At 56.7% G+C, this 25859-nt stretch carries 20 protein-coding genes; 12 read left to right on the plus strand and 8 right to left on the minus strand.

Annotation, left to right across the window (positions count from 1 at the left end):
• Position 1 precedes the first annotated feature (1 nt).
• Together SD425_RS07350 and SD425_RS07355 are read right to left on the minus strand one after the other, a co-directional pair.
• The gene (locus tag SD425_RS07350; RefSeq protein ID WP_324676960.1) at positions 2 to 895 is read right to left on the minus strand and encodes a pirin family protein; all 894 of its coding nucleotides are present in this window, start codon (positions 893 to 895) and stop codon (positions 2 to 4) included.
• Positions 896 to 1050: 155 nt separating this feature from the next.
• A complete protein-coding gene (locus tag SD425_RS07355) occupies positions 1051 to 2100 on the minus strand; it encodes an alpha/beta hydrolase (protein ID WP_324676962.1) in 1050 nt (349 codons plus the stop codon).
• Positions 2101 to 2515: 415 nt separating this feature from the next.
• Between SD425_RS07355 and SD425_RS07360 the strand changes: the two genes are divergently transcribed.
• Complete coding sequence (locus SD425_RS07360; RefSeq protein ID WP_324676964.1) at positions 2516 to 4723, plus strand: TonB-dependent receptor; 2208 nt, start codon at positions 2516 to 2518, stop codon at positions 4721 to 4723.
• A 570-nt stretch (positions 4724 to 5293) separates the two neighbouring features.
• On the plus strand, positions 5294 to 6604 hold the full coding sequence (locus tag SD425_RS07365) for a glycosyltransferase family 4 protein (RefSeq protein ID WP_324676966.1): 1311 nt from the start codon (positions 5294 to 5296) through the stop codon (positions 6602 to 6604).
• Positions 6605 to 6804: 200 nt separating this feature from the next.
• Here the strand turns inward: SD425_RS07365 and SD425_RS07370 are convergent, their stop codons facing one another.
• Entirely contained in the window at positions 6805 to 7686 is an 882-nt protein-coding gene (locus tag SD425_RS07370; RefSeq protein ID WP_324676968.1) for an alpha/beta hydrolase, read from the minus strand.
• A gap of 238 nt (positions 7687 to 7924) precedes the next feature.
• Positions 7925 to 8941 (minus strand): SDR family oxidoreductase, encoded by a 1017-nt coding sequence (locus SD425_RS07375; RefSeq protein WP_324676971.1) that lies wholly within the window; start codon positions 8939 to 8941, stop codon positions 7925 to 7927.
• A 225-nt stretch (positions 8942 to 9166) separates the two neighbouring features.
• Between SD425_RS07375 and SD425_RS07380 the strand changes: the two genes are divergently transcribed.
• The 4 genes from SD425_RS07380 (at position 9167) to SD425_RS07395 (ending at position 12601) form a co-directional block, all read left to right on the plus strand.
• Positions 9167 to 9868 carry a hypothetical protein gene (locus SD425_RS07380; RefSeq protein WP_324676973.1) on the plus strand — a complete coding sequence of 234 codons (702 nt, stop codon included), beginning with the start codon at positions 9167 to 9169 and terminating at the stop codon, positions 9866 to 9868.
• Between the two features lie 113 nt (positions 9869 to 9981).
• A complete protein-coding gene (locus SD425_RS07385; protein ID WP_324676975.1) occupies positions 9982 to 11070 on the plus strand; it encodes a sensor histidine kinase in 1089 nt (362 codons plus the stop codon).
• Between the two features lie 65 nt (positions 11071 to 11135).
• A complete protein-coding gene (locus SD425_RS07390) occupies positions 11136 to 11921 on the plus strand; it encodes a LytTR family DNA-binding domain-containing protein (RefSeq protein WP_324676977.1) in 786 nt (261 codons plus the stop codon).
• A gap of 65 nt (positions 11922 to 11986) precedes the next feature.
• A complete protein-coding gene (locus SD425_RS07395) occupies positions 11987 to 12601 on the plus strand; it encodes a hypothetical protein (RefSeq protein WP_324676979.1) in 615 nt (204 codons plus the stop codon).
• Positions 12602 to 12635: 34 nt separating this feature from the next.
• Here the strand turns inward: SD425_RS07395 and SD425_RS07400 are convergent, their stop codons facing one another.
• The 4 genes from SD425_RS07400 to SD425_RS07415 form a co-directional block, all read right to left on the minus strand.
• Positions 12636 to 13406, minus strand: a complete 771-nt coding sequence (locus SD425_RS07400) for a LytTR family DNA-binding domain-containing protein (RefSeq protein WP_324676981.1) — start codon at positions 13404 to 13406, stop codon at positions 12636 to 12638.
• A 30-nt stretch (positions 13407 to 13436) separates the two neighbouring features.
• A complete protein-coding gene (locus tag SD425_RS07405) occupies positions 13437 to 13934 on the minus strand; it encodes a DoxX family protein (RefSeq protein WP_324676983.1) in 498 nt (165 codons plus the stop codon).
• 34 nt (positions 13935 to 13968) lie between these two features.
• The gene (locus SD425_RS07410) at positions 13969 to 14994 is read right to left on the minus strand and encodes a sensor histidine kinase (RefSeq protein WP_324676985.1); all 1026 of its coding nucleotides are present in this window, start codon (positions 14992 to 14994) and stop codon (positions 13969 to 13971) included.
• A gap of 314 nt (positions 14995 to 15308) precedes the next feature.
• Entirely contained in the window at positions 15309 to 16634 is a 1326-nt protein-coding gene (locus SD425_RS07415) for a hypothetical protein (protein WP_324676987.1), read from the minus strand.
• A 195-nt stretch (positions 16635 to 16829) separates the two neighbouring features.
• Between SD425_RS07415 and SD425_RS07420 the strand changes: the two genes are divergently transcribed.
• From SD425_RS07420 to preA, 6 genes are all read left to right on the plus strand, one after another.
• Positions 16830 to 18302 (plus strand): CoA-acylating methylmalonate-semialdehyde dehydrogenase, encoded by a 1473-nt coding sequence (locus SD425_RS07420; RefSeq protein WP_324676989.1) that lies wholly within the window; start codon positions 16830 to 16832, stop codon positions 18300 to 18302.
• 164 nt (positions 18303 to 18466) lie between these two features.
• The gene (locus tag SD425_RS07425; protein ID WP_324676991.1) at positions 18467 to 19819 is read left to right on the plus strand and encodes an aminotransferase class III-fold pyridoxal phosphate-dependent enzyme; all 1353 of its coding nucleotides are present in this window, start codon (positions 18467 to 18469) and stop codon (positions 19817 to 19819) included.
• 317 nt (positions 19820 to 20136) lie between these two features.
• A complete protein-coding gene (gene hydA, locus SD425_RS07430) occupies positions 20137 to 21513 on the plus strand; it encodes a dihydropyrimidinase (RefSeq protein WP_324676993.1) in 1377 nt (458 codons plus the stop codon).
• A 238-nt stretch (positions 21514 to 21751) separates the two neighbouring features.
• Positions 21752 to 22618, plus strand: a complete 867-nt coding sequence (locus SD425_RS07435; RefSeq protein ID WP_324676995.1) for a nitrilase-related carbon-nitrogen hydrolase — start codon at positions 21752 to 21754, stop codon at positions 22616 to 22618.
• A gap of 181 nt (positions 22619 to 22799) precedes the next feature.
• Complete coding sequence (locus SD425_RS07440; protein WP_324676997.1) at positions 22800 to 24137, plus strand: FAD-dependent oxidoreductase; 1338 nt, start codon at positions 22800 to 22802, stop codon at positions 24135 to 24137.
• A 215-nt stretch (positions 24138 to 24352) separates the two neighbouring features.
• A complete protein-coding gene (gene preA, locus SD425_RS07445) occupies positions 24353 to 25756 on the plus strand; it encodes an NAD-dependent dihydropyrimidine dehydrogenase subunit PreA (RefSeq protein WP_324676999.1) in 1404 nt (467 codons plus the stop codon).
• Positions 25757 to 25859: the final 103 nt, after the last annotated feature.

Genomic DNA, 25859 nt, shown 5'->3' on the forward strand with positions numbered 1-25859 from the left:
CTTAATGCTCGTGTTCGTCGTCTTCGAACTTGCCCATGCTACCGTTTTCGAAGTCGGCCATGGCTTGGATTAGCTCCTTATTGGTGTTCATCACGAAAGGGCCGTAGGTAGCCAGGGGCTCCTCGATGGGCTCGCCAGCTAGCACCAGCAGGATGCTGTCTTCGGCGCAAGTGACGGAGATATCCGACGAATCCCAGCCAAACACCACGAGCTGCTTGGTTTTTGCCGGACGGTCGCCATTGAACGTCACATCACCCTTCACCACGTAGATACCCACATTGTAGTCGGCGGGCAGGTGCAACGTGGCGTCGGCACCTTTGGCCAGGTGCACGTCCAGCATGATCATAGGGGAGAAGGTCTCGGCGGGACCGTGGGTGCCTTCGTAGTCGCCAGCGATGATGCGGATCGTACCTAGGCCGTCGGGCGTTTCGAGGCTGGGAATGCTAGTGGCAGGCAGCTCCTGGTAGCGCGGCGTAGCCATTTTGTCTTTCTTCGGCACATTCACCCAGAGCTGGGCTAACTCCAACGTGCCGCCTTCTTTGGCAAACTCCCGCTCGTGCCGTTCTTCGTGCAAAAGGCCCGAGCCGGCCGTCATCCACTGCACATCACCGGGTCCGATTTTGCCGCTGTAGCCGGCCGTGTCGCGGTGGGCTAGGTAGCCTTGGTACACGACGGTCACAGTTTCGAAGCCGCGGTGCGGGTGGGGCGGCGTACCCAGAGGCGCATCGGTGGGCGCTACTTCCATCGGGCCGGTGTGGTCGATGAGTAGGAAAGGGCTGAGCTGCCGGATACGTGGCCCCGGCATGGGACTGGTCACGTCGAACCCGTCGCCGACGAACTTCTTGTTGCCGTCGATAACCTGAAAGATCCGACGAGGTGTGGTGGCAGTTTCCATAAGGGGAAAGTTTGGGGGAAGGTGTTTGTAAGAAGGTCTGCTCAAGTTGTCATCCCGAGCTGCGCGAGGGACTGAGTTAGATACCTAGGTACCTAACTCAGTTCCCCGCGCAGCTCGGGATGACAAAGAGGCGCTTATACATTAACCGATAATGGCTAATCCAGTTCTTCCGTGAGGTTGAACGGCAATGGCTCGTGTTGCACGTGAAAAGCCTCTTTCAGCGCCCCGCGCATCAGGTTCCAAGCTTGCTCAGCGGCTTCTTTTGGGCCGTTGTGAGTGAAAGCGTGGTCTACACCCTGAAACTCCCGGTGCGTGACGGGTACATCGAACTGCCGCAGCTTCTCGGCATATGCATTGCCATCCTCGCGGAGCAAGTCGTACTCAGCCGTGATGATGAGAGCGGGAGCTAGGCCCGTCAGGTCGTCGGCTAGCAAGGGCGAGGCTAGTGGGTTCGTCCAGTCGGTGGGGCATGGGGCGTAGACGTGTTTGAAAAAAGCGGTTAGCTCTACGGAAAGTACCTGCTTGCGCCGGGAAAGCACGTGCTTATGGCGAGTACGCTCGGCAATATTGAGCGACGGATAATCCAGGATTTGCAGGGCCAGCGGAAACTCCTGCCGCTCCTTCACCAGCAACGCCAAGGCCGCCGCAATGCTGCCGCCCGCGCTGTGGCCGCCAATGGCGAGGCGGCTGGCATCGTAGCCTAGGTTAGCTGCTTGGTCATACAGCCATTTTACCACCTCATAGCTTTGCAGCACCGGCGCCGGGAACGGGTGCTCCGGGGCCAATGCATAGTCGACGTTCACTACTAGGCATTGCGCGTGATGGGCTAGGTAGCGGCACAGCGGGTCATCTTGCTGCGGGTAGCCGAGCATAAAGCCGCCCCCATGGAAATTCACATAGACTGGCAGAGGACCATTGAGTACGGCATTGGGCCAGTAAAAAGTAACCTTGGCGGGCCCGTAAGTCGTGGGTACTACTCGTTCCTCTATGGCGCGCATCTCTACTTCCGGCAGCCCTAGCTGTTTGGTTTTGAGGCGCATTCCTTTGATGAACTGGCGCAACAGCGCTAACCGAATACGGCCCGCCGTGGTGATGGTAGCACACTTATCAGCTTGAATTCGAAACGGTTTACTGCGGAAGGCCCACGTAAGTATGCCTGCGCCCAGGGCGGGCGCGAGGAGCAGGGCAGCGGTTTTCTTTTGCATAATCGGTTATGATGGCGCTGTTAAGAGCAGCGGGAAAGCTAGGTCGTTGGCGAGAGGCGTTTGAGCTGCTTTCATACGGAAGGCGGGACAAAAAGGAAGAAGCCTTTCCTCGTTCATTCATAATTGGGAAAGAGGCTAGTTCTAAGCTCCTTTCCTTTTTTAAGGAGGGGTTGGGGGTGGTTCCTTGTCGTTGAACGATACTAGTTTTAGGTTTCTAGCTCTAGTCTGACCACCCCCAACCCCTCCTCAAAAAAGGAGGGGAGCTTTTTAGCTCTAGCTTCTCTGGAAGTGGAAGCGCCCTACAGTTCGTCGGCGAAAGCCGCACCACATCCGCCTGATCCGACGCTTCGGTAACCTTTAGTTTCTGACGCCCCGGCTGGCGGCCACTTTTGGGTCATTCAAACGCCCCAAAGCCATGAAACGACTGCTACTTGCGCTGCTGCTCCTGCTAATTGCCACCTGCCACCTTGCCGCCCAAACCTCAACGACTACACTCAGCGGCACCATCCGCGACGCGGCTGGCCAACCTCTGCCCGGTGTGAACGTGTTTCTCAAAACCACCTTCGACGGCGCTAGCACTGATACGCTCGGGCACTTTCGTTTCACCACTACCCAGACCGGCACGCTACCGCTGTTCGTGTCGCTGCTGGGCTACGAGCCCCAGGAGCAGCCCGTCGCCCTAGATGGCACCAGCAAGAGCTTCGCGCTCCTGCTCAAGCCCGTGCGCAATCAGCTAGGATCGGTCGTTATTACCGCCGGTGCCTTCGAGGCCAGCGACGAGAAGCGCAGCACCGTGCTCACTACCCGCGATGTGCAAACCACTGCCGGCGCCCTAGCCGACATCAGCGGAGCCTTGAACACGCTACCGGGCACCTCGCGGGTGGGAGAAGAAGGCAAGCTGTTTGTGCGCGGTGGTGCCGCCGGCGAAACCAAGCAGTACCTCGACGGCCTGCCCCTGCAAACTCCCTACAACGCCAGCGTGAGCGGGGTGCCTTCCCGCGGCCGGTTTTCGCCCAACCTCTTCAAGGGCACGGTGTTCAGCACCGGCGGCTACTCGGCCGAGTACGGGCAGGCACTGTCGGCGGTGGTAGGATTAAACTCCTACGACCTAGCTCCGGAAACGCAAACGGGGCTCTCGCTTTTGTCGGTGGGGCTGAGCGTATCGCACCAACAGCGCTTCGAGCGGTCGTCGGTGGCCGTCACGGGCGACTACACCAATCTGCAACCCTACTACGGCTTGGTGCCCCAGCGCTGGGGTTGGATGAAAGCACCACAGAGCATGGGTGGCTCGCTGGCCTTGCGCCAACGCACCGGCGAAGCTGGCATGGTGAAAGTGTACGGCACCTTCACCCAATCGCAGTTTGCGCTGCGGCAGCCTGATCCAATGTTTGAGGGCGGTCGGCCAATTGCGCTGCAAAACAGCAACCAGTACGTGAATGCCACCTTCCGCAGTCCACTCACGCGGGGCTGGAGCGTGCAAACCGGCGTGGCTGGCACCCGCGACGAGCAAACCGTGCGCCCCGATGTGCAATATCTGCACGAGCTGGAGCAGTCGGTGGTAGGCCGGGTGGTGCTCACCAACGACTCGGCCAGCGCCGCCTTCAACCTGAAGCTAGGTGCCGAAGGCTTGGCCCAGCGCTACCAGCAGCAATACCGTAAGTACAGCGACGCCAACACCATACACCTAGGTTTTGAGGAGCAGCGTGTTACCACCTTTGCCGAGTCAGATGTGGCCTTCACCAACCAGCTCGTGGCCCGCGTGGGTGGCCGGGCAGAATACTCGCGGGTGCTAGGCCGTTGGAATGCGGCACCCCGTGTAGCCTTGGCGTATCAACTCAAGGAAGGAAGTCAGCTTTCCGCCGCCTACGGGTACTTTTACCAGACGCCCGCCAACGATCTGCTGCGCATTGGACAGTACAACTCGACCCTGCGCTTTGAGCGCGCCACGCACTACCTACTTACCTATCAGCGCACCCAAAATAGCCGCACGCTGCGCCTGGAAGCCTACTACAAAGACTACGCGCACCTGCTCCGCTATGACTCCACAGCGGCCCACCTGTATAATCCGGCCTTTTACCAAAGCACCGGCCACGGCTACGCCCGCGGGCTAGACATCTTCTGGCGCGACCAGAAAACGGTCAAGAACCTAGATTACTGGGTGAGCTACGGCCTAGTAGATACGCGCCGGCAGCAGCGCCTCGACCCCGTGCTGGCGGTTCCTACCTTCGCCTCGCGCCATAACCTATCAGTAGTGGGTAAGTACTGGATACAAAAGCTGCACACGCAGCTAGGTGCCACCTACAGCTACGGCTCGCCCCGCGCTTACTACAACCCCAATGAGGCGGGCTACAACCAAGGGCGTACCCCTAGCTTTCAGGACTTGAGTCTCAACCTGAGCTACGTAACAACGATCTGGAAAAACTTCACCGTAGTGCATGTGTCTTGTTCCAACGTATTGGGCCGCAACAACATTTACGGATACCGCTACGCTAATACGCCCAACGCCAACGGCCTTTACGACGGCGTTGCAGTTACACCCGCCGCCCCACGCATGATCTTCGCCGGCCTCCTGATTTCGATCAACAAGAAGCGCCCTGCCGATACCGAAACCGCACCCGAATAGCGGGGAAGTGGTTTTGGGCTGGTTCTAAAGTGAACAGTTGTGAATAAATTTTTGGCAAACCAGACGAACACAACCGGTGGCGCCAGTCGCCACGATAAGAACAGGAGCGAGGGCTGCCCCTAGCTTTTTGGTTGTTCAAAGCCTCGGCTAAGTAGCCGAGGCTCTTTTTATTAGCGCTGCCCTAGCCGCAATTGCACAAAACACCGATGTTGAAATCGAAGCGCAGGAGCAACTGCTAATCTGTTGCTCGTCGCATAGACACTACGCCAGGATACGTGCAGTTTGAAATATATTTTTAGGATATAAGCAAACTTTTTTTGCATAAAAACGATAATAGACTTAGAAGTCTTAGTAGAACTTCTAAGTCCAACTGAGTCAGTTTCCGCACCCCCCATTGCCTACTCCCATCCATTACCGCTTGTGTTTACCACAAGTAGCTGACCTAGGGCTCCTTCTGTGCATCAATCACCGGCGGTACCGCCTAGAATACCTGTGCGCCCGAAGGAAGCCGGAGATTACCTACAGCCACCTAAAACTACGTGGGCCCGTCCGGGGCTCGCACACCGCATCATGAAAATTCTCTTATCGGCTTACGCCTGTAATCCGGGGCTCGGGAGTGAGGAGGGCAATGGATTCAACTGGCTTTGGGAAACGGCTTCGCTAGGGCACGAAGTGTGGTGCCTGACTACGCCGCGGGGCAAAGAGAACCTAGAGAAAACCCTGGCTGCGCGCGCTGCGGAGCCCGCGGCGGCGCGTATCCACCCCGTTTACATCACGGTGCCGAAGTCCATTGATTATATGTACCGCTGGCAGTTTGGGGTGTACCTGCACTACATTGCGTGGCAGTACTACGCGTGGCGTGAGGCCAAGCGCCTCGACCAAAAGGTCGACTTCGATTTAGTACACCACGTTACCTACAATAGTCTGCAAATGGCCTCCTGGCTTTGGCGGCTTAAGAAACCGCTGCTGCTTGGCCCGCTAGGTGGCGGCATGCAGGCCCCGGCTTCCTTGCGCCGCTACCTGCCCGATTGGTTTAAGACCGAAACCATGCGCAACATCGTCGCGTGGCTGCTCACCACTTTTGACCCTAACGTGCGGCAGTCGTTGCGCCACGCAGCCCTAGTGCTGGCTGCCAACCGCGACACGGCCGAGCTGGCAAAGCGCCTCGGTGCTCGCAAAGTAGAGCTAGCGATGAGCGCCGGGCAACCCCTGAGCCTATACACACCCGCCTATGTGCCGCGACCGGCGTTGGAAAGCCGGGAACTACGCATCATGTGGCTGGCGCGCGTGTATCCGCGCAAAGGCCTGCACCTCGTGTTGGAAGCCTTGGGCAAAGTTGACCAACGGGTGAAGTTTCACCTCGACATCCTAGGCGACGGACCCGTGGGGCATTTAGTGCCCGGCTGGATTGCCGAGGCTGGCCTGCAAGACCGCGTGACGTGGCACGGCAAGGTGCCCTACGACACGATTCGGGAGCAGTACCTGAACCACGACTTGTTCATGCTCTGCACGTTGCGCGACACCTACGCGGTGCAGTTTACGGAGGCCATGGCCCTGGGCTGCCCGATTCTTACGCTCGATCTGCATGCCAACACGGACTTTGTGCCCGACACAGCCGGCATCAAAGTGCCCGTTTCAACACCTGAAGAAACGAGTGCGGCCCTGGCTCGCGCCGTTGAGCACCTCTACGATAACCCCGCCGAGCTAGAGCGTCTAGGTCGGGGTGGTTTTGCGTATGCGGCCCAGCAATCTTGGCCTGCGCTGGTATCACGCCTGCTGCACCGCGCGGCTTTGGCCTCGCACGAGCTAGCCGGCTTGGCCCCAGAGCCTACCATACCGCGCCTAGGCTTAGGCGGAAAACCTGCATTTAGCGCTGAGTAAATAAGTGACCTCTTAGGGAAAACAGAACATTAAGGCTTTGTAAGGAGCCGTATGGGCTGATTTGGTGCGCCTCATATAATCGCTCGTCAGAAAGGCCAGTCTGGATCAACGCGTTGCAGGCTCCACCCTTGCGGGACCCGCAACGTGTTAGCGGCACAAATATGTTGGGTGGTCACCTTAAGCATTACACGAAGTGCATGCTATTTTAATCTATCGCCAAATATAAAATGCAATGCATCATATTCTGTAATAAATGGAACCGACATATGGCTATCGTCTTTATAATACTTCCCCTGGTACTTCAATCCATTCTGCTTATTGTTTTCAAAATAGCTTTGCAATTTTAGTGCATTCCGCATGTGTATTGTATCATCTGTAGTATCAGCCAATACTTTGTCTATATCCATACTTTTATCTGCCGTGTTTGCAATACCTAGGTAGAGTGCTGTTCCTTGGAAATTTCTTTTTTCTAACGCCAGTTTTGTTTCTTTTAATAGGGTTTGGTTATCCCACCACATACTCGGATCAATACAGACATAGGAATTAAATAGATTGGTATGATGCACGAAAATTTGCATCGCGGTAAGTCCTCCTAGCGAGTGGCCAATCAGTATTTTGTACGGTTGTGTCGGGTAGTGCTGGTCAATGTAGGGCATCAATTCCTTTTCGATAAAAGAAATAAATGGTTTGCCCCCGCCAGTCGTTTTGCTGGACCCAGGAGCCCAAAAAGGAGGATCCGCGACATACGTGGGAGTTAAATCTTTTCTTCTATCCGGGTGAAGAATACCCACCACGATCATTTCCGGGCAAAGCGTATTGTAATTGGTGCTGAGGTATTGAATCATACTAGTCGCGGCGGCAAACTGGGCATCGGCATCAAATAGATAAACTACTGGATACCGTTTTTTTGCAGCCCCCTTGCCAGAAGCACCAGTGGGTAAATGGATATAGAATTTTCTATTTTCTTTTAATATGTTGGACTGAATACTGTGTGTTTTACCAAGGACCGTTTGGTTGCCTGGTTGCGCAGCACAGTGGAAGAATAAAAAAACACATGAAAGGAAAAGAATAAACTGTTTCATGTGCTTATCTGCTTATCAATGGCGTACAACATATACATTGCTGCTACTCCTTACTGCGACACTACCTCCTTGGCACACAAGATAGGAGCGTAAAGCATACGAATAGCTGCCTACTTTACGCTACTTAGCGTCTGCACTCCTACTGCGATAGAAGGTGCTACCAGCACCAGCCCATACAGACTTGGGAGCTGGTGTTGGTAGCGCCTTATGACTAGTGGCTTCGCTTATTCACATGCTCCTAGGTTAGCTTCGCTTCCTCACTAGCTGGCGCCTTAGTGCGTTGTTGCCAGGCCACTAGGCCCACTGCCAGACCAGCCGCTAGCGCGGCACCTAGCCACTGGCCATTGCGCGGCTTAGTGGGCTTGGCCCAACCACCCGAAATGCCCGTGCCGTGCGGGGCGGGCTGCGGCGTGAAGAGGCTGCCTTCTGACACTGGAGCAGGGTCAGCTTGCTGAAAATACGTGTCGAACAACCGGCGGCTGAGTCTGCCCACCGGACCCGGCGCCAGCGCGTACGACCAGCGCATAACATAAGCCGGCCAGCCGACCATCGTTGTGGGGCGTGGGTGCCGGGCTACGGCTAGTAAGGTGTCGGCGACTTTCTGGGCTGGGAACACTGGCGGCGCGGGTTTGATGAGCCGCCCCACGTAGTTGGCCCCGTGCTGAAAGCCGGGCGTGTCGATGTAGGAGGGATACACGTCGCAGACGTGGATGTGGGGCTCGGTGCTGAGCTCGGCGCGTAGTGTGTCCATTAGCCCGCGAAGCCCATATTTGCTAGCTGTGTAGGAGGCCGTGTAAGGCTCTGGGAGCCAAGCGCCCAATGACACCACGTTGAGCAGCATGCCCTCGCCCTGGCGCCGAAAGTAAGGCAGCACGGCGTGGGCGCCGTAGAGGTAGCCAAACAGGTTCAGGTGCAGAACTTGCTCGTGGGCGGCCAGCGGAACCTCTTCGAAGCGCCCGACGGCGCCGCTGCCGGCATTGTTGATCCAAACATCGATGCGGCCGGCACCAAACTCGTGCGCGGCTTCGGCGAGGTGGCGTACGGCTTCCGCATCAGTGGTGTCAGTAGGCACGGTGAGGACGCGGGCCCCAAAACGCTCGCATTCGGCGGCTACCTCGGCCAGCACCTCGGCCCGGCGGGCAGCCAGCACCAGCGTGGCACCTTCGCGGGCAAAGGTGAGGGCTGTTGCGCGACCGATGCCGCTGCTGGCCCCAGTAATCACAACGACGGCACCTTGTAAGGAATTCGTTTTCATAGCAACAAGCAGGTTAGAACGTGAGCTTCGTTTAACGCTAGGTTGTTGGTGAGGTTAGGCAAGGCAGACGCTGTGTGCGGATCCTGCTGCGAAGTACTGAGCGCGGAAATCAACACTTCATCGGCTTGATCCGACGCTTCGGTAACTCAAAATTTCAGCGCGCGGCGGCAGGCTGCACCTTTGACTCAATCAAACGCCACTAACACACTAACCCTGTTAAACGCCATGAAAAAGTCCGTCCTCCTGCTTGCCCTTGCCGCTGTTTCTTTTTCTGCTACTGCTCAAAAAACAGCCGCTCCTAAAGTTGCTACCACGCAAACTGCACCGGCTGGCTACACCGACATGATGGCCGCCACCATTCAGGAGTTGATGAGCACTGGCGACGTGGCCCAACTCAAGCAAGTAGGCAGCAAGTTAGAGCGCGCCGCGGCCGCCGTGCCCACCGATTGGATGCCTCAGTACTACCTAGCTTACGATCAGCTCATCATTTGCTTCCAAAGCAAAGAAGACGGTGAGGTAAAAGACAAATACCTCGATCAGGCGGAAGCGGCTCTTGCCAAGGCGCGCAAGCTAGGAGGCGACGAATCGGAGCTGCTCGTGCTGCAAGCGTATATCTATCAGGCCCGGCTCGGCATTGCACCCATGACCCGCTCCATGAAGTACTCGGGTATGGTGAAGGAGGCTCTGGCACAAGCAAAAAAGGTCAACGAAGCTAATCCACGCATTTACCTGGTGGAGGCCAACAACGCGTACTTCACGCCTAAGATGTTCGGTGGTGGCGCCGACGTAGCCAAGCCGCTCTACGAGGAAGCGAAAGCACGCTATGCGGCCTTCAAACCCGCCAACAACCTAGCGCCCAACTGGGGCGAGCGGCAGCTGCTAGGGCGGCTGAAAAGCTATGACACGGCTTCGGCCGCTACCAAATAAAGGCTTCCAAGGGGAGTGCCCGACCTAGGTCGGGCACTCCCCTTGGCACTTCCTGCGAAATTGCTGCAGCGTCTAATTCTGGTTAACTTGTCCTTATTCGTCTATCTAGCGCTATGGCCACGTCTTTATCTGCTCGCGACCGCACGAACGAATCGAGCTTACTTGGGAAGCATTATCCCAAAACCATCAAATGGTGGCGGAAGCTAGCCGGCATGACGCTGTTTGGCTTCTTGCTAAGCTTTCTGTTCTGCCCGAAGTGCGGCATTTTCACCGAAGATTTTGTGGTGACGCTGGGCTATACACTCTGCTACACCTACGGATTATGGCTGGCAAACGAGTACCCTAATCGCTGGCTCAACCGAAAAGCCGACTGGACCCAGAACCCCATCCGTAGTTTCCTGATTACGTTGGGCGCTTCCATGGCGGCCTCTCTGCTCGTTATTTCCCTGGTCAATATTGTCTTTTTGGCTTTTTACCACCACCGTCCGGTCAGCGCCATTCGCTGGCAGAATTTCATTTTCCCACTGATGACAACAGTGGTCGTGTCGCTGTTTATGCACAGCCGCTCGTTTCTGCTAGGCTGGCGCGATGCTGCCATCCGGGCCGAACGCATGGAGAAGGAATCGGCCGTGGCCCGGCTCGACTCGCTGCGTCGGCAGGTGGATCCGCACTTTCTGTTCAATTCCCTGAACGCCCTGACTTCGCTGGTGGAAGAAGACCCGACCCGCGCCGTGCGCTTCATCAAGCAACTCTCGCAGGTGTATCGCTACGTGCTCGACAGCCAGGACCACGAAGTAGTGACGCTGGCCGAGGAGCTGCGCTTCTCCGAGGCGTATCTGTATTTGCAGCGTACCCGCCTTGGCAACGGCCTCGACGTGCAGCTCGATTTACCGCCCGCCGATGAACTAGAGAACTTCATGGTGCCGCCATTGGCCTTGCAGCTTTTGCTTGAAAATGCCATCAAGCACAATGTGGCGCTCCAGAACCAGCCCTTGCACATCCGTATTCACCTCGATGAAACTAGCCACCAGCTCGTGGTGAGCAACTCGCTCCGGCCGCGCCGCCTAGCCCCCGGCGAGTCGACGGGCCTAGGGCTGAAAAACCTGGAGGCGCGCTACGGCTTCCTGACCCAGCAACTCGTGTCGGTGGAGAAAACGGAGCAGGAGTTTATCGTGACGCTGCCGGTGCTGGAACTCGTGTAGAAGCGCTTAGCTTGCGCCATTGTATTGCCTATTCATCGTATTTATTTGCCTACCTGTTCGTGCTTATGGCTCAACCTCTTCGCGCTCTTATAGTTGAAGATGAACCCCTAGCCGCTCGCCGCTTGGCCGAGCTGCTTAAAAAACAAGACTCGCCGGTGGAGGTAGTCGGCACGGCGGAGTCGGTGGCCGCGGCGGAAGCCTTTTTGCAAACCTTGCAGCCCGGCCCCGACGTGCTGTTCCTGGATATTCACTTAGCCGATGGGTTGAGCTTCGAGCTGTTTGAGCGGCAAGAGGTGAAATGCCCCGTTATTTTCACCACCGCCTACGACCGCTACGCTCTGCGCGCGTTCAAGGTGAATAGCGTCGATTACCTGTTAAAGCCCATTGACCCTGAGGAGCTAGCGGCGGCGCTGGTCAAATTGCGCAGCCTGCGCGCTACGCCAGCCGCACCGGCCTTCGACGCCGGTTTGCTTGCCGAAATGCTGCGCCAGGCGCAGCCGAGCACCAGCTACAAAACTCGCTTTGTGGTGCGCGTAGGCGAGCACCTGAAAGCCATTCCGACCGAGCAGATTGCCTACTTCTTCAGCCTCGAAAAAGCTACCCTGCTCCAAACCAAGGAGAACCGCCGCTTTGTGGTCGACTACACGCTGGAGCAGCTCGAAAACCTGCTCGATCCGCGCCATTTCTTCCGCCTGAACCGCGCCTACCTAGCTCACGCCGACGCCATCCAGGACATCATTCACTACACCAACAGCCGCCTCCAAACTGTGCTGCGCCCCGCTAGCTCCGATGAGGCTGTGCTCGTGAGTCGGGAGCGAGTAGCCGCCTTTAAGGCTTGGCTGGATCGATAAAGGAAAACTTGTGTAGTGGTAATTAGAAAATCGATCAGCTGGTCAGTCTTTTAGCCACTCTCCCTATGGCGCAGACTACTTTTCTTCCGCCTAAGCCTAGCATGAGAAGGCGGCGCGTAGCCACTTGGGTTTCCACGCTCGGGCATCCGTTGCTGACTGCCGTGCTGTTTTTGGGTTACGTCGCCTTTCGGCTGCTAGGTGGGCAAGGGGCGGCGTGGGTAGTGGGCTGTATGACGCTGGGTGTCGTGCTGCCGATTGCTTTCTGGAACTACCGGCAAGTGCAGCGGGGCGCTTACACCAACTTCGATGTATCGGTGCGGGAGCAGCGGCGCTCCTTTTATCCTCGGTTGCTGGTGTTGCTAGGAGCTGCAACAGCACTGCTGTTCTCGTTTCCGGCAGTGGCTCCGTTGCGGCCGGGCTTTGTAGTCGGCTTGGGCTTACTGATCGTTTGCTACGCCGTTAACTTCTGGTTGAAAGTGTCGCTGCACGCCGCCTTGTCGTTTTTCGTGGCGGGTTGCGTGGGCTCACTTGATGGGTGGAATTGGGGCTTGGTAGCCCTGGTGCTAGCGGTGGCAATAGCCACGTCGCGGCGAGTGCTGGGTCGGCATAGCACGCCCGAACTGCTAGTAGGGGCAGCCCTGGGAAGCTTGGCGGCGGGCGTTCTTCAGTTGTGGCGCTAGTTTGAAGATGCTAGCTGTTAGCCTCTTCCAGGTGTTAGCCTTCCAGCCAGTTCTTGAGTGCGCCGGCTTTCTCTCGACTTACTACCACTTCCTCGCTGGGCGCCGGGGCTAGGTCTAGCTTGAGCTTGCCATTGAAGTAAGGATGCAGGCGCTGCACGGCTTGCAAATGGGCCAAAAACTGCCGGTTAAGGCGAAAGAACTGCTGCGGATCAAGGAGCTTTTCGAGTTGCTCCAGAGTATAGTCCACCACGTAGCGGCGACCGTCGGTGGCCACCAGAGTTGTCACTTCGTTGCGGCTCTGGCACCAGGCTACTTGCGTGATGGGAAGCGGCAATAACTGCTCGCCGCTTCGTACCAAGAAGCGGGTTTTGTACGACTGATTTGGTTGGGGTAAGCTTTCCAGCAGGCGCTCAAGGCGTTGCGCCGAATCAGCGGCCGGGGCGGTGGGCGTGCGCCATTGCCGCAGTTTCGTGAGAGCCGCTTGCAGCTCGGCTAGCTTCACAGGCTTTAGGAGGTAATCGACGCTGTTGGCCTTAAATGCCTGGATAGCATACGCATCGTAGGCGGTCGTGAAGATGACGGGGCTGCTCACGACGGTCCGCCCAAATATTTCCAGGCTCAACCCGTCGGCCAACTGGATATCCGATAAAATAAGGTCGGGAGCGGGGTGCGCTGCCAGCCAAGCTAGGGTGCTGCTCACGCTGTCGAGCACGGCGACCACCTGGGCATCGGGCGCGGCTTGCTGCAGTATGCGTTGCAGACGCTCGGCAGCGGGGTATTCGTCTTCCAGCAGCAGGACGGTCATGTGGGTTCTGTGTAAGAGAAGCCTTGCGTGTTAAGGCTGGGGATGCGTGAAGGGATGCAAGATGGAAACCCAGAGCGGCAGCGCCCAGGAAAAATACCACACCCAGGCAATGAAGAAAAGTTGTAGCGGAATCCGAAACCATAAGTAGCGCGGACCTGGCCCATCGATCGTGCCTTTCTGATAGTCGATGTGGTGTAAGGCCGCGCGAATGTTCGCCGGCAGGATCAGTACGAAAAAGGCAATTAAGGGCCACGCAATCAAGATTCGCAAGGCGGGGACTAACAGGCCAACAGCGGCTGCCAACTCAATGATACCCGTAAAATAGACTAACGCTTTTTTGGCTGGAAGCCAAATAGGCATCATTGCTACCATGCCTTGGGTGAGCGCAAAATGGCCTGCTCCTGTAAAGAACAGCATGATTGCCATCGCCACGTTGCCAGCCAGCAGTGCGTCTGCGTGCCCCTGCACGAAGTACGTAGCTAGCACTAGCAGGCCGAAGGTGATGAGTAATACCAACAGAGGTTTCATAGCCTTGGGTTAGAGTAGAGCGGAAGGCAGCGCCTTACTGTGGGGTGAGCAGCGGCAAGCACACCCGAAACCACTCTGGGCCTTGGCTAATCTCTACCGGTTGTGAGGCTTGCAGCAGCTCATAGCGGTGAATAATATTTTGCAAGCCAATGCCCGTGCTGGAACCTAGCCCCGCTGTTCGGGGACGTAGCTTGTTTTCCACCACCAAGTACGGCCCGCTAGGCTCGTAGCGAATGGCTAGGTGCAAGGGGTGCTCCCGCGACGCAACGTTGTGCTTCAGGGCATTCTCGACCAGCAGCTGCACGCTCAGGGGCGCCACGTGCTGGAGCAAAGCTGCTGGCGGCACGTCTTGCTCCACCTGTAGGTTGTCGCGGAACCTAGCTTTTTGCAGGGCCACATATGTCGCCACGAAAGCTAGCTCCTTGGCCAGCGGCACGGTGGCTTTGTCGCGGCTCACCAGCACGTAGCGGTACACATCGGCGAGCTGCTCCACGAAGTCTTGTGCCGGTGTGTTGTGCTCGTCGATGAGGGCGGAAAGCGTGTTCAGGCTGTTGAAGAGAAAGTGCGGATCGAGTTGATTCTGTAGTGCTTCGAGTTGACTCTGCACGCCGGCACGGGTGAGCTGCTCGGCGTGGCGTACGTTCCGCTCCCATTGCTGAAAGGAATACCTAGCCTCGTACACCATGAGCACCACAACGGTGGGAATCAGGTTGAAGATCGAAGCTCGAAGATGATCGGGCCAAAAGGTGCTGAAATACTGCGGGAGCAGCTGCTGCAAAGGCAGGCGCAGCAGTACCGTAGCCACGCTGGTAAAAAGCACCGACAATGCGGCTAGAGTCCAGAGTCGCTTGGGGGTTTGCTCCACCTGCGGAAAACGAACCAGTACCCACGCCCACAACGCCCGGTTGCCAATCCACAGGAAGAAGGTGAAATAGAGTGAGATACTCCAGCTAATGATAAACCACAGCGGCGACACTGACCCAGGCGCAGGTCCTGTGAGCAGCGTAATGAGCAAGCTCAGCACGGGAATACCAATGAGGCGAAGAAGACGATCGTGCATGAACAGGGAGACGAATTCTGAAAGGCAGGGCTAAGCTAAGAACTTAGCCGGGTGTCGTCATTGGTGAGAAATGCCCACCTAAACGCCCACACTGTACCCGCAAAGGCAGAAAACTACTGGCAACGCCCAAATTTCCGCAAGAAGAAGGCTAGGTTTTAACGCAAAACGGGTGAAATGACAGCTGCGCAATGCGAAACGGCGGAACGGGTAGGGTGAGCCGAACCAGCCAGCACAAAGCTAGCCCGCAGACATGCCGGCAAGACATTCAGATAACCTTGTGAAACCAACTGAGCACCCCCAAAAAGCTAGCTTTTCTATTTCTTCAGCAGTGGTTCCAGCGCTTTCGAGTGACGAATGAGGAAGGCGTACTGCGCGTAATCGGTGGTAACGGCGTTGGGCTTGGTCGCACTCATGGTTTGGCCAAACAGCGGCGCCTTTATGTCGAGCATTAGCCGCGAGTGCTGGTAAGGCGAGTTGGGCGCATCCAGCTTAAAGAGCGTGAGGTTGCTTGTCGGGGACACTTCCGCTAAGTCTTTTAGACCCTGCACAAACACCATTGGGCCATCCTGGTTAACCCAGTCGAGTGCCACGTACGGAGTAGCGGGGCGGATGGCGGCCGGAATAGCGCCGGTTGGCATCAGCGTTTCACTTTCTAGGGAGAAGATCGGCAGCGACACCACTTTATGATGGTACGGCTGGTCGGCATTTTTCAGCAGCGCCGCCAAGGGCATCGTCTTATTAATAGGGCCTTGTAAAACGTGATAAACGCCCCACAAGCCGTATAGCTTCTCCTGCCCTAGGTGCTTGCGCTCGTATTCGGCCTGCAAGTTGAGCGACATCACACTGTCGCGCCGCACCCGCGGGTGCAGGTAGGTGATGTTGTGCACCAAGTGCGCAACGTCGGCGTACTGCGGACCCAACGCGGCGCGGTACGCTTGAGGCACGCGACCTAGCTCCCGTTCGAGGCGACGGGCGCATGTGCTGAGTACCTTATCCGAATCGGGTTGGGCCACGAGTAGCTGCTGGAGGGTATCGAGCGGCGCGAGGGTACCGGCCTTGTACTGAGCGGCTTGTAGCAGAGTGCGCACGTACTGGCTCGTAACGGTTAGATCCTGGAGCCGGTCGATGCCGATGAAGCGGATCTTCGCCGAGTCGGGCAAGGAGGCGTTCAGCGCCCGAATCTGCTTGATCTTATTGTAGAAGCCCGTGTTGCCCCACTGTGCACTATTAATCCACGGCTGAAAGGCCACGCGTAGGTTCTGCTCGTCGCCTGTTTGGAGGTACGTGTTGAAGTAATACGCTTGGCTAGGGTCGATTTCGGCCATGTAATTCCGCAACCCCGTCTTGGCGTTTAGGTGTTTGAGCAAGGCAAAATCCAACTCCTGCGGTGCTGCCGAGCCGTGCGACTCTCCCAGCAGGAAGATCTGGTTTTGATAAAATGCCTTGTCAAATAGCTTGAATGCTTCGGGGGCATTTGTTGCGAATGCCTCTTGGTGCTGCGCCAAATAGTGCATGTGCTCCGGGCTGGCACTGCCGCGCGCAACCAACCCGTAAATCGTGTAGCCGCCGAGCGCAATCAGCGGAATTCCAATCACTAATAAAAGGACGGCTATCAATAGGCCTTTTAGAATTTTCTTCATAGGTTAATGACTATAAAAGGCGTTGGTGTTCGTGCGCCACACCCACAAGCGGATTTACTCAGGCGCCGATGCTGCTCACGCTAGGTTAGCCAACGCCATTACTGATTAGCCAGCAAGCTACTCGTTCAGCAGCAGCTTAAAAGTTTCTTTTGTGCAGTAAACCTCTTACTTGCGTAAACTTAACAATTTGGTAACATGGAAGTCGAAACTTTGAAGTATCCGGCTGTGCGTAACTACGTTGCCGGTCAGTTTGTGCAGGCGACGAGTGCCCGCTCGCTGGAGGTCTTCAGCCCGCTCAGCGGCGGCATGATTTCCACGGTACCGTTAAGTGGAGCGGAGGCACTCAACCAAGCCGTAGAAGCCGCCAAAGATGCTTTTCCTGCATGGTCGGCTACGCCGATAAAGGAGCGGGTGCAGATCTTCTACCGCTACAAAACGCTGCTCGAAAAGCACATCCAAGAGCTAGCCGAGCTCGTGCGCAAGGAAAACGGCAAAACCATGGACGAAGCCCGCGCCGAAGTAGAAAAGGCCATCGAGCTAACGGAATTTGCTTGTTCGCTGCCCCAACTCATCGCCGGCGAATTGCTGGAGGTAAGCAAAGGTGTGGAGTGCCGCACGGAGCGCAAACCCCTCGGCGTAGTAGCGAGCATCGCGCCCTTCAACTTCCCCAACATGGTCCCGCACTGGACCATCCCGAATGCCCTAGCCCTCGGCAACTGCATGATTCTGAAGCCCTCGGAGCAAGTGCCGATCAGCGCTGGCCGTATTGCCGAGCTGCTGAAGGAAGCCGGCCTGCCCGACGGCGTACTGAACATCGTGAACGGCGATAAGGAAATCGTAGAAGCCATCTGCGACCATCCGGATATTCAGGCCGTGTCGTTCGTGGGTTCGACCAAGATTGCCAAGGTGGTGTACCGCCGCGCCACCTCCAACCTGAAGCGGTGCGTGGCCCTAGGCGGCGCCAAAAACCATCTGCTCGTGCTGCCTGATGCCCACGTAGACATGACGGCTTCCAACGTGGCCGCCTCCATGTCGGGGTGCGCGGGGCAGCGCTGCATGGCGGGTTCAGCGATGGTGGCGGTGGGCTCCATTGAGCCTATTATCAGCCGCCTGGTGGAAGAAGCCGCTAAGATTGTGCCGGGCAAAAACCTGGGTTCAGTTATCAGCAAAGAAGCCAAAGAGCGCATCGAGCGCTACATCACCGAAGCCGAACAAGCAGGCGCTAAGGTGCTGCTCGACGGTCGCAACGCCCTCGTGCCCGGCCACGAAGACGGCTACTATGTCGGCCCTACCGTCATCGACCACGTAACGCCCGACATGGCTATTGCCAAGGAAGAAGTGTTCGGGCCAGTGCTAGCCATCATCCGCGCTGATACACTGGATGAGGCGCTGGATATTGAAAACTCTTCCAATTATGGCAACGCCGCCTCGGTGTTCACGCAGAGCGGCGGCCTAGCTCGCTACGTGATGGAAAACGCCTCGGCCGGCATGATCGGTGTGAACATCGGCGTGCCCGTGCCACGTGAGCCGTTCTCCTTCGGCGGCTGGAACGAGTCGAAGTTCGGCGCCTGCGACATCACTGGCAAAAGCTCCATCGAGTTCTGGACCCAGCTCAAGAAAGTGACAACGAAGTGGAATCCAGAGTCAAGGGTGAACTGGATGTCATAGGAAGCTAGGTCGTCTAAAAATCTGTCATAACAAAAACGCCTGTCATCCTGAGCTTGCGAAGGACCTTTTGCCAGTTGAACGAGTCGTAGCTATGATTGTCGTTCTGCCGTGAGAAGGTCCTTCGCAAGCTCAGGATGACAGGAGAAAAATAGAAGTCCTCTCCCATGGAAACCTTCACCGACGTCGATAAGGAGCAGATCCTGCACGACAACCTAGAGTACACGCTTTTCTCGTGGTCGAAGCAGGCGGGGCTGAACCCGATCAATGCCGAGCGGACCGAGGGCGTATACCTGTACGACCGCGACGGCAAGCGCTACATCGACTTCTCGTCGCAGCTGATGAACGTGAACATCGGCCACGGCAACCAGAAGGTGACCGAAGCAGTGGCTACCCAGATGCGGGAGCTGAGCTACGTGTACCCCGGCATGATCACCAAAGCCCGTGGCGACCTAGGTCGGAAGCTCGCCGAAATCACGCCGGCCAACCTGACGAAAGCCTTTTTCACGTTAGGTGGCGCCGAGTCAATTGAAAACGCCATCAAGCTAGCCCGCCTCTACACCGGCCGCCACAAAATCGTGACGCTGTACCAGTCGTTTCACGGCGCTTCGTACGGGGCTATCAGCGCCGGCGGCGACCCGCGCAAGCTGCCCGTCGACAGCCAAGCCATGCCGGGGGTGGTACACGTCGAGAATCCGTTTTTCTACCGCTGCCCCTGGCACAGCCGCACGTCGGAAGAATGCGCCCAGCGTGCCGCCGACCACATGGAGCGCGTTATTGGCTACGAAGGACCGCAGAACGTGGCGGCGATTCTGCTGGAAGGCGAGTCGGGCACGTCGGGATGCATTAAGTACCCGCCCGGCTACTGGCAGCGGGTACGCGAAATCTGCGACAAGCACGGTATCCTGCTCATTGCCGACGAAGTGATGAGCGGGTTCGGGCGCACTGGCAAGTGGTTCGGCTCCGACCACCACGGCGTGAAAGTCGACCTGATGTGCATGGCGAAGGGCATCACGGCCGGCTACCTGCCCCTAGGTGCCGTGATGGTCGACGAGAAAATCGCGCATTCCTTCGACGATAAACCGCTGCCCCTAGGTCTGACCTACTCGGCGCACCCAGTTTCGTGCGCTGCCGCGGTGGCCGTGCTGGACATTTACGAAGAGGAAAACCTTATCGAGAATGCCGCCGAGATGGGTCGCTACATTGAGGAGCAAGTAGCGGAAATGGCTAAGCAACACCCCAGCATCGGGGACTTCCGCAATACGGGTTTGCTGGGCTGCATCGAGCTGGTGAAGAACCGCGAAACTAAAGAGCCCATGGCGCCGTGGAATGCCGCCCCCAGCCAAATGGAGGTAATGAACCAAGTGGCCGCCAAAATCCGGGAGCTAGGTATGTACACCTTCGTGCGCTGGAATTACATCTTCATCGCCCCGCCCCTGAGCATCACCAAAGACGAGGTAGACGAAGGCCTAGATATTATCGCGCAAGCCATCAGTATCGCCGACCAGCATACACATTAAGGTTGTAGGTACAACTAAAGATGCACCACTTCTCCGTCTGTCATCCTGAGCTTGCGAAGGACCTTATCACGCCACAACGATTGTCATCATAACGAATCGTTCAACTGAGAGAAGGTCCTTCGCAAGCTCAGGATGACAGACGAGGTAGACGCTGGCCTCTCATAAAAACTATTTTTCAATTCCCATTCACCTCCCGCATTTGCGGGAGACAAGGCGCTATTTTTCTAATACTAAAATAGGTAAGCCCTTGTATTTGAATTTAGAAAGAAAAAATACTATATTTTCCATCTACGTTCCTTTCTACTTCCTTCCGCCTGATGTCGTCTTTACTCATCAAAAATGGCCGCGTCGTCACGGCCGATTCCGACAGTGTGTGTGATGTGCTGATAGAGGGCGAAACCATCATGGCTATCGGCCGAAATCTGCCGGTGCAAGCTGACCAGGTGATTGACGCGACCGGCAAACTGGTAATGCCCGGCGGCATCGACCCGCACGTGCACTTGGACATGCCATTTATGGGCACCTTCAGCAGCGATACGCACGAAACCGGCACCCGCGCCGCCCTGCACGGTGGTACCACCACCGTCATTGATTTTGTGCTGCAAAAGCAGGGGCATTCACTGCGTGAGGCACTTACGGAGTGGCAAGGCCGCGCCACGGGTACCGCTGTCGGCGACTACAGCTTCCACATGGCCGTCACGGATTTCAACGAGAACACCAAAGCAGAAATCGCCGACATGGTGGCCGAGGGCATCACCTCGTTCAAGACCTTTATGGCTTACAAAGGCGCGCTGATGATTGACGACGCACAGATGCTAGGTTTGATGCAGGAGGTCAAGAAGCACGGCGGCTTGGTGACGGTGCATGCCACCAACGGCGAGATGATCGACACGCTCATTGCGCAGCACCGCACACAGGGCAAGCTTACGCCGCGCTATCATTACCTCTCCCAGCCCGAAGTAACTGAGGCTGAGGCATCGGGCCGCTTTACGGACATTGCTAATTACACGGGCGTCAACGCCTACATCGTGCACCTGACCTGCGAAGGGGCGCTGAACCAAGTGCGCGAAGCGATGCGCCGTAACCAGCGGGTATTCGTGGAAACCTGCATTCAGTACTTGCTGCTAGATGCTTCGCTGTATGGGGAAGAGTTTGAAGGTGCGAAGTGGGTGATGTCGCCGCCGCTGCGGGAGAAGAAGGATCAAGAGACGCTATGGGCAGGCATCAATCAAGGAATTGTGCAAGTCGTTGGTACCGACCATTGCCCCTTTATGTGGGAGCAGAAAAAGCTAGGTGCCGATGATTTTTCGAAGATTCCGAACGGGCACCCGGCCATCGAGCACCGCATGGAACTGCTATTTTCGGAGGGCGTGAGCAAAGGCCGCATCACCCCGCAGAAGTTCGTGGAAGTGACCAGCACCAACGCCGCCAAGATCTTCGGCATGTTCCCCCGTAAAGGCACCATCAGCATCGGCGCCGACGCCGACCTAGTCATTATCGACCCCGAACAAAAACACACTATCTCCGCCGACACGCACCATATGAACGTCGACTACTCGGCCTACGAAGGCTGGGAGCTGACGGGGAAAATTGACACCGTGATCCTGCGCGGGCAAGTAGCTGTGCAGGAAGGAGAAACGAAAGTGGCGAAAGGCTACGGTCAGTTCATCAAGAGAGGCAAAACGAGCTTTTAAGGCCTAGGTTAATGAAAGGATGGTCATGCTGAGCTTGTCGAAGCATCTCGCCCGCTTCGTTGAACAAATCAAACATGCTCGTTCAATATGTTGGGGCTTAAACCCTAGCCTACTGGGCGGCCTTCTGGCAACCAAGATAGCTTGGCAACATCGACACGCGAGATGTTTCGGCAAGCTCAGCATGACGTTCTGAATTGACATTCAACACGCAGTATTGAAAACTTAACACTTCACCGATATGCCCAGAATCATCAAATCAGGTCTTATTCAGATGAGTTTGCCCATGACCGAGGGCGAAGGCTCGATTGAGGAAATCAAGGAAGCCATGGTGCAGAAGCACATTCCGCTGATCGAAGAAGCCGGTCGGCAGGGCGTGCAGATTCTGTGTTTGCAGGAGATTTTCAGCACCCCGTATTTCTGTCCTGGTCAGGATAATAAGTGGTACGCTTCGGCCGAACCGGTGCCTGGGCCGACGACCGACCATATGGCCGAGTACGCCAAAAAGTACAACATGGTGATGATTGTGCCCGTGTACGAGAAAGAGGCCGCTGGCTTCCTCTACAACACGGCTGCCGTGATTGACGCTGATGGCACCTACCTAGGTAAGTACCGCAAAAATCACATTCCGCATACGTCAGGATTCTGGGAAAAGTACTTTTTTAAGCCCGGCAACTTAGGGTACCCAGTGTTCCAGACGAAGTACGCTAAAGTCGGTGTGTACATCTGCTACGACCGTCACTTCCCCGACGGCGCCCGTGTGCTAGGTCTGAACGGCGCGGAAATCGTGTACAATCCTTCCGCGACGGTGGCGGGCCTTTCGCAGTACCTCTGGAAACTGGAGCAACCGGCCCATGCGGCCGCCAATGGCTATTTCATGGGCTGCATCAACCGCGTAGGGGAGGAGAAGCCTTGGAACCTAGGTAAGTTCTACGGTACCAGCTACTTCGTGGACCCACGCGGCCAAATCTTCGCCCAGGCTTCCGAAGACAAAGACGAGCTGTTGGTAGCCGAGTTCGACCTCGATATGATTGACGAGGTGCGCGCCACTTGGCAGTTCTTCCGCGACCGTCGCCCGGAGACGTACGAGAAGCTAGTGGAGCTGTAGGCTAATTACTCTGCTCACCTTTCTTTTTCCACCTGTCATCCTGAGCTTGCGAAGGACCTTATCACGCATGAACGTGCCGTTATTGTAATAATCGTTCTCACGTGACAAGGTCCTTCGCAAGCTCAGGATGACAGACCAGGAAGATGTTAAGTGCCTTCTAATCTCTGCAATTACCTCTCCCATGGCCGAGTATCAACCCCCTACTTCTGAGCAGGAATTTCACGCAAATTTTGCGCAGCTCAAGCCGCGGATGAACAAGACAGAGGCGCTCTACGAAAGCGCCCGGTGCCTGTTCTGCTTCGATGCGCCGTGCATCAACGCGTGTCCGTCGGGTATCGACATTCCGCAGTTTATCCGCCAGATCAACACGGGCAACGTGACCGGTGCGGCCAAGACCATTTACGAGGCTAACTACTTCGGCAATGCCTGCGGCAAAGTGTGCCCTACGGAAGTGCTGTGCGAAGGCGCCTGCGTGTACAATGCGCAGGATATGAAGCCCATCGAAATAGGTCGCTTGCAGAGCTTTGCTACTCGCCAGGTGATTGAAAGTGACCGGAAGTTGTTCGGGCCGGGCGTACCGAATGGGCGCAAAGTGGCGGTGATAGGCGCTGGTCCGGCGGGTATTTCGTGCGCTTGCGAGCTGCGGGCCTTGGGGTACGAGGTCGATGTATTCGAGGCCAAAGCGCAGCCTTCGGGACTGACATTGTACGGGGTGGCGCCGTACAAAATCACGAACGAAGAGGTGTTGGCCGAAATGGCCTACCTGGAAGCGCAGTTTGGCTACCGGGTACAATACAACTCGCCTATCACCTCACGCGAAGATTTGTTGGCGCTGGAAGAAGCCTATGATGCTATCTTCCTGGGTATTGGGCTAGGTAAGACGAATGCCTTGCTCTTGCCTGGCGAGGAACGCACCAATTGCGTAGGCGCTGTCGAATTCATCGAAGAGCTACGCCAACAGCATCACCAGGTGAAAGTAGGGAAGAAGGTGATTGTGCTAGGTGGTGGCAACACGGCCATGGATGCGGCGTCGGAATCGTCGCGGCTGGGGGCGGAGAATGTAGTGCTGGCGTATCGCCGCGGCAAGGAAGATATGGGCGCATACAAATTTGAATACGACCTAGCTAAAGGCGTGGGTGTGAAAGGCTTGTTCAATGTGGCGCCCATCGAAATCGTCGGCAACGGCAAAGTAGAAGGCGTGAAGTTCATCCGCACAGCGACGCTCGATGGTCAGGTGCAAATCGTGCCCGGCAGCGAGTTCGTGGAGGCTTGTGACATGGTCATCAAAGCCACCGGCCAAGCCAAGCAGACGCACTTCCTCAGCCACATTCCGGGGCTGCAACTCGATACCAAAGGTCGCATTGTGGCCGACGCCCGCACCGGCCAGACGACCAACCCCAAGTACTTCGCCTCCGGCGACGCGCTGAATGGTGGCGCGGAAGTCGTAAATGCCGCCGCCGAAGCTAAAGTTGCCGCCCGCGGCATTCACGAGTATTTAACTGCCTTAAGTTCAGACTAAAGCTAGGCTAGAAAACTCCCCTCCTTTTTTAAGGAGGGGTGCCCGAAGGGCGAGGTGGTGAAACTAGAATTAGAAAATTAGATCTAGTATCATTCAACGACAAGGAACCACCCCCAACCCCCTCCTTAAAAAAGGAGGGGAGCTAGGTTCTAGTTCTAGCCTTCGCCCCGACCTAGCTTTTTAGCTCCTAGTCATAGCATCAAAATAGAACCACTATGCCGGACCTCTCCATAAACTTTGCTGGGATTAAGTCGCCGAACCCTTTCTGGTTGGCCTCCGCGCCGCCGACCAACTCCGGCTACCAAGTGATGAAAGCCTTCGATGCAGGCTGGGGCGGGGCGGTGTGGAAGACTCTAGGAGTGCCGGTTGTGAACGTGTCGAGCCGCTACGGTGGGGTGAACTACCGCGACAAGCGCCTGATTGGCTTCAACAATATCGAGCTGATTTCGGACCGCCCCTTGGCCGACAACCTGCGCGAGATTGAGGAAGTGAAGAAGCGCTTTCCCAACCATGCCGTCATTGCCTCGCTCATGGTGCAGAGTCGGGATGAGTGGCACCAGATTGTGCGCGATGTGACCAACGCTGGCTCTGACGGTATCGAACTGAACTTCGGCTGTCCGCACGGCATGTGTGAACGGGGCATGGGCTCGGCGGTCGGGCAGGAGCCGGAAGTGCTGCGCACGATTGTGGAGTGGGTGATGGAAGTGGCGCAGATTCCGGTTATTGTGAAGCTCACGCCCAACATCTCCGACATCACCGAGCCCGCTCGCGCCGCTCGCCAAGGTGGCGCTGACGCCATTTCGCTCATCAATACCATTCAGAGCATTGTGGGTGTTGATCTGGACAGCTTCGCGCCCTATCCGATTGTGGATGGCAAAGGCACCAATGGGGGCTACTGCGGTCCGGCTGTGAAGCCCATTGCTCTGAATATGGTTAAGAACTGCGCCCAAGACCCGAACGTGCAGCTGCCTATTTCCGGCATCGGCGGCATTGAGAATTGGCGCGACGCAGTGGAACATATCTTGCTAGGAGCTAGCTCGGTGCAGGTGTGCACGGCGGCCATGCACTTCGGCTTTGGTATCATTCGCGAGATGACGGCGGGCCTGGAGCAGTACATGACGGAAAAAGGCTTCAATACCATCTACGACTTCGTGGGCAAGGCCTTGCCGAACGTGAAGCATTGGGAAGACCTAAACCTGAAGTACAAGGTGACGGCCAACATTCACGAGGAGAAGTGCATTGGCTGCCAACTGTGTTACACGGCCTGTGAGGACGGTGCGCACCAGGCAATCCGGTTGCGCGAAGGCACCCGCGTGCCCGAAATTATTGAGGAGAACTGCGTGGGCTGTAACCTCTGCTCGCTCGTGTGCCCGGTGGAGCAGTGCATCACCATGGACCGCACCGACGCCGGCACCGAACACCTCACCTGGAAGGAGCGCACCGCCGCCAACAACATCCCGACCACCTTCAACGACGAGCGCGCCGGCGGCTTGCACCACTGGGTGCCTGAACCAGCCGCGGCGTTAGGAAAGGAGAAGCATAAAACCCTGCCTGGCAAAGCTAGGCAGCTAGGCAGTCCGGCTGCTGCTACGACAGCTTCGGATGTGCTAAGCGAATGAAATAATTGCTATTCCGAGCATTCTGCGTATTCAGCAGAGACGAGGAATCGGAACTAGCAGCGTGTTAAAACAAGCCCCTACTGAATGCAATGACATGCAGGCA

Origin of the sequence: Hymenobacter sp. GOD-10R (genome assembly GCF_035609205.1) — a bacterium.
Lineage (GTDB): Bacteria > Bacteroidota > Bacteroidia > Cytophagales > Hymenobacteraceae > Hymenobacter.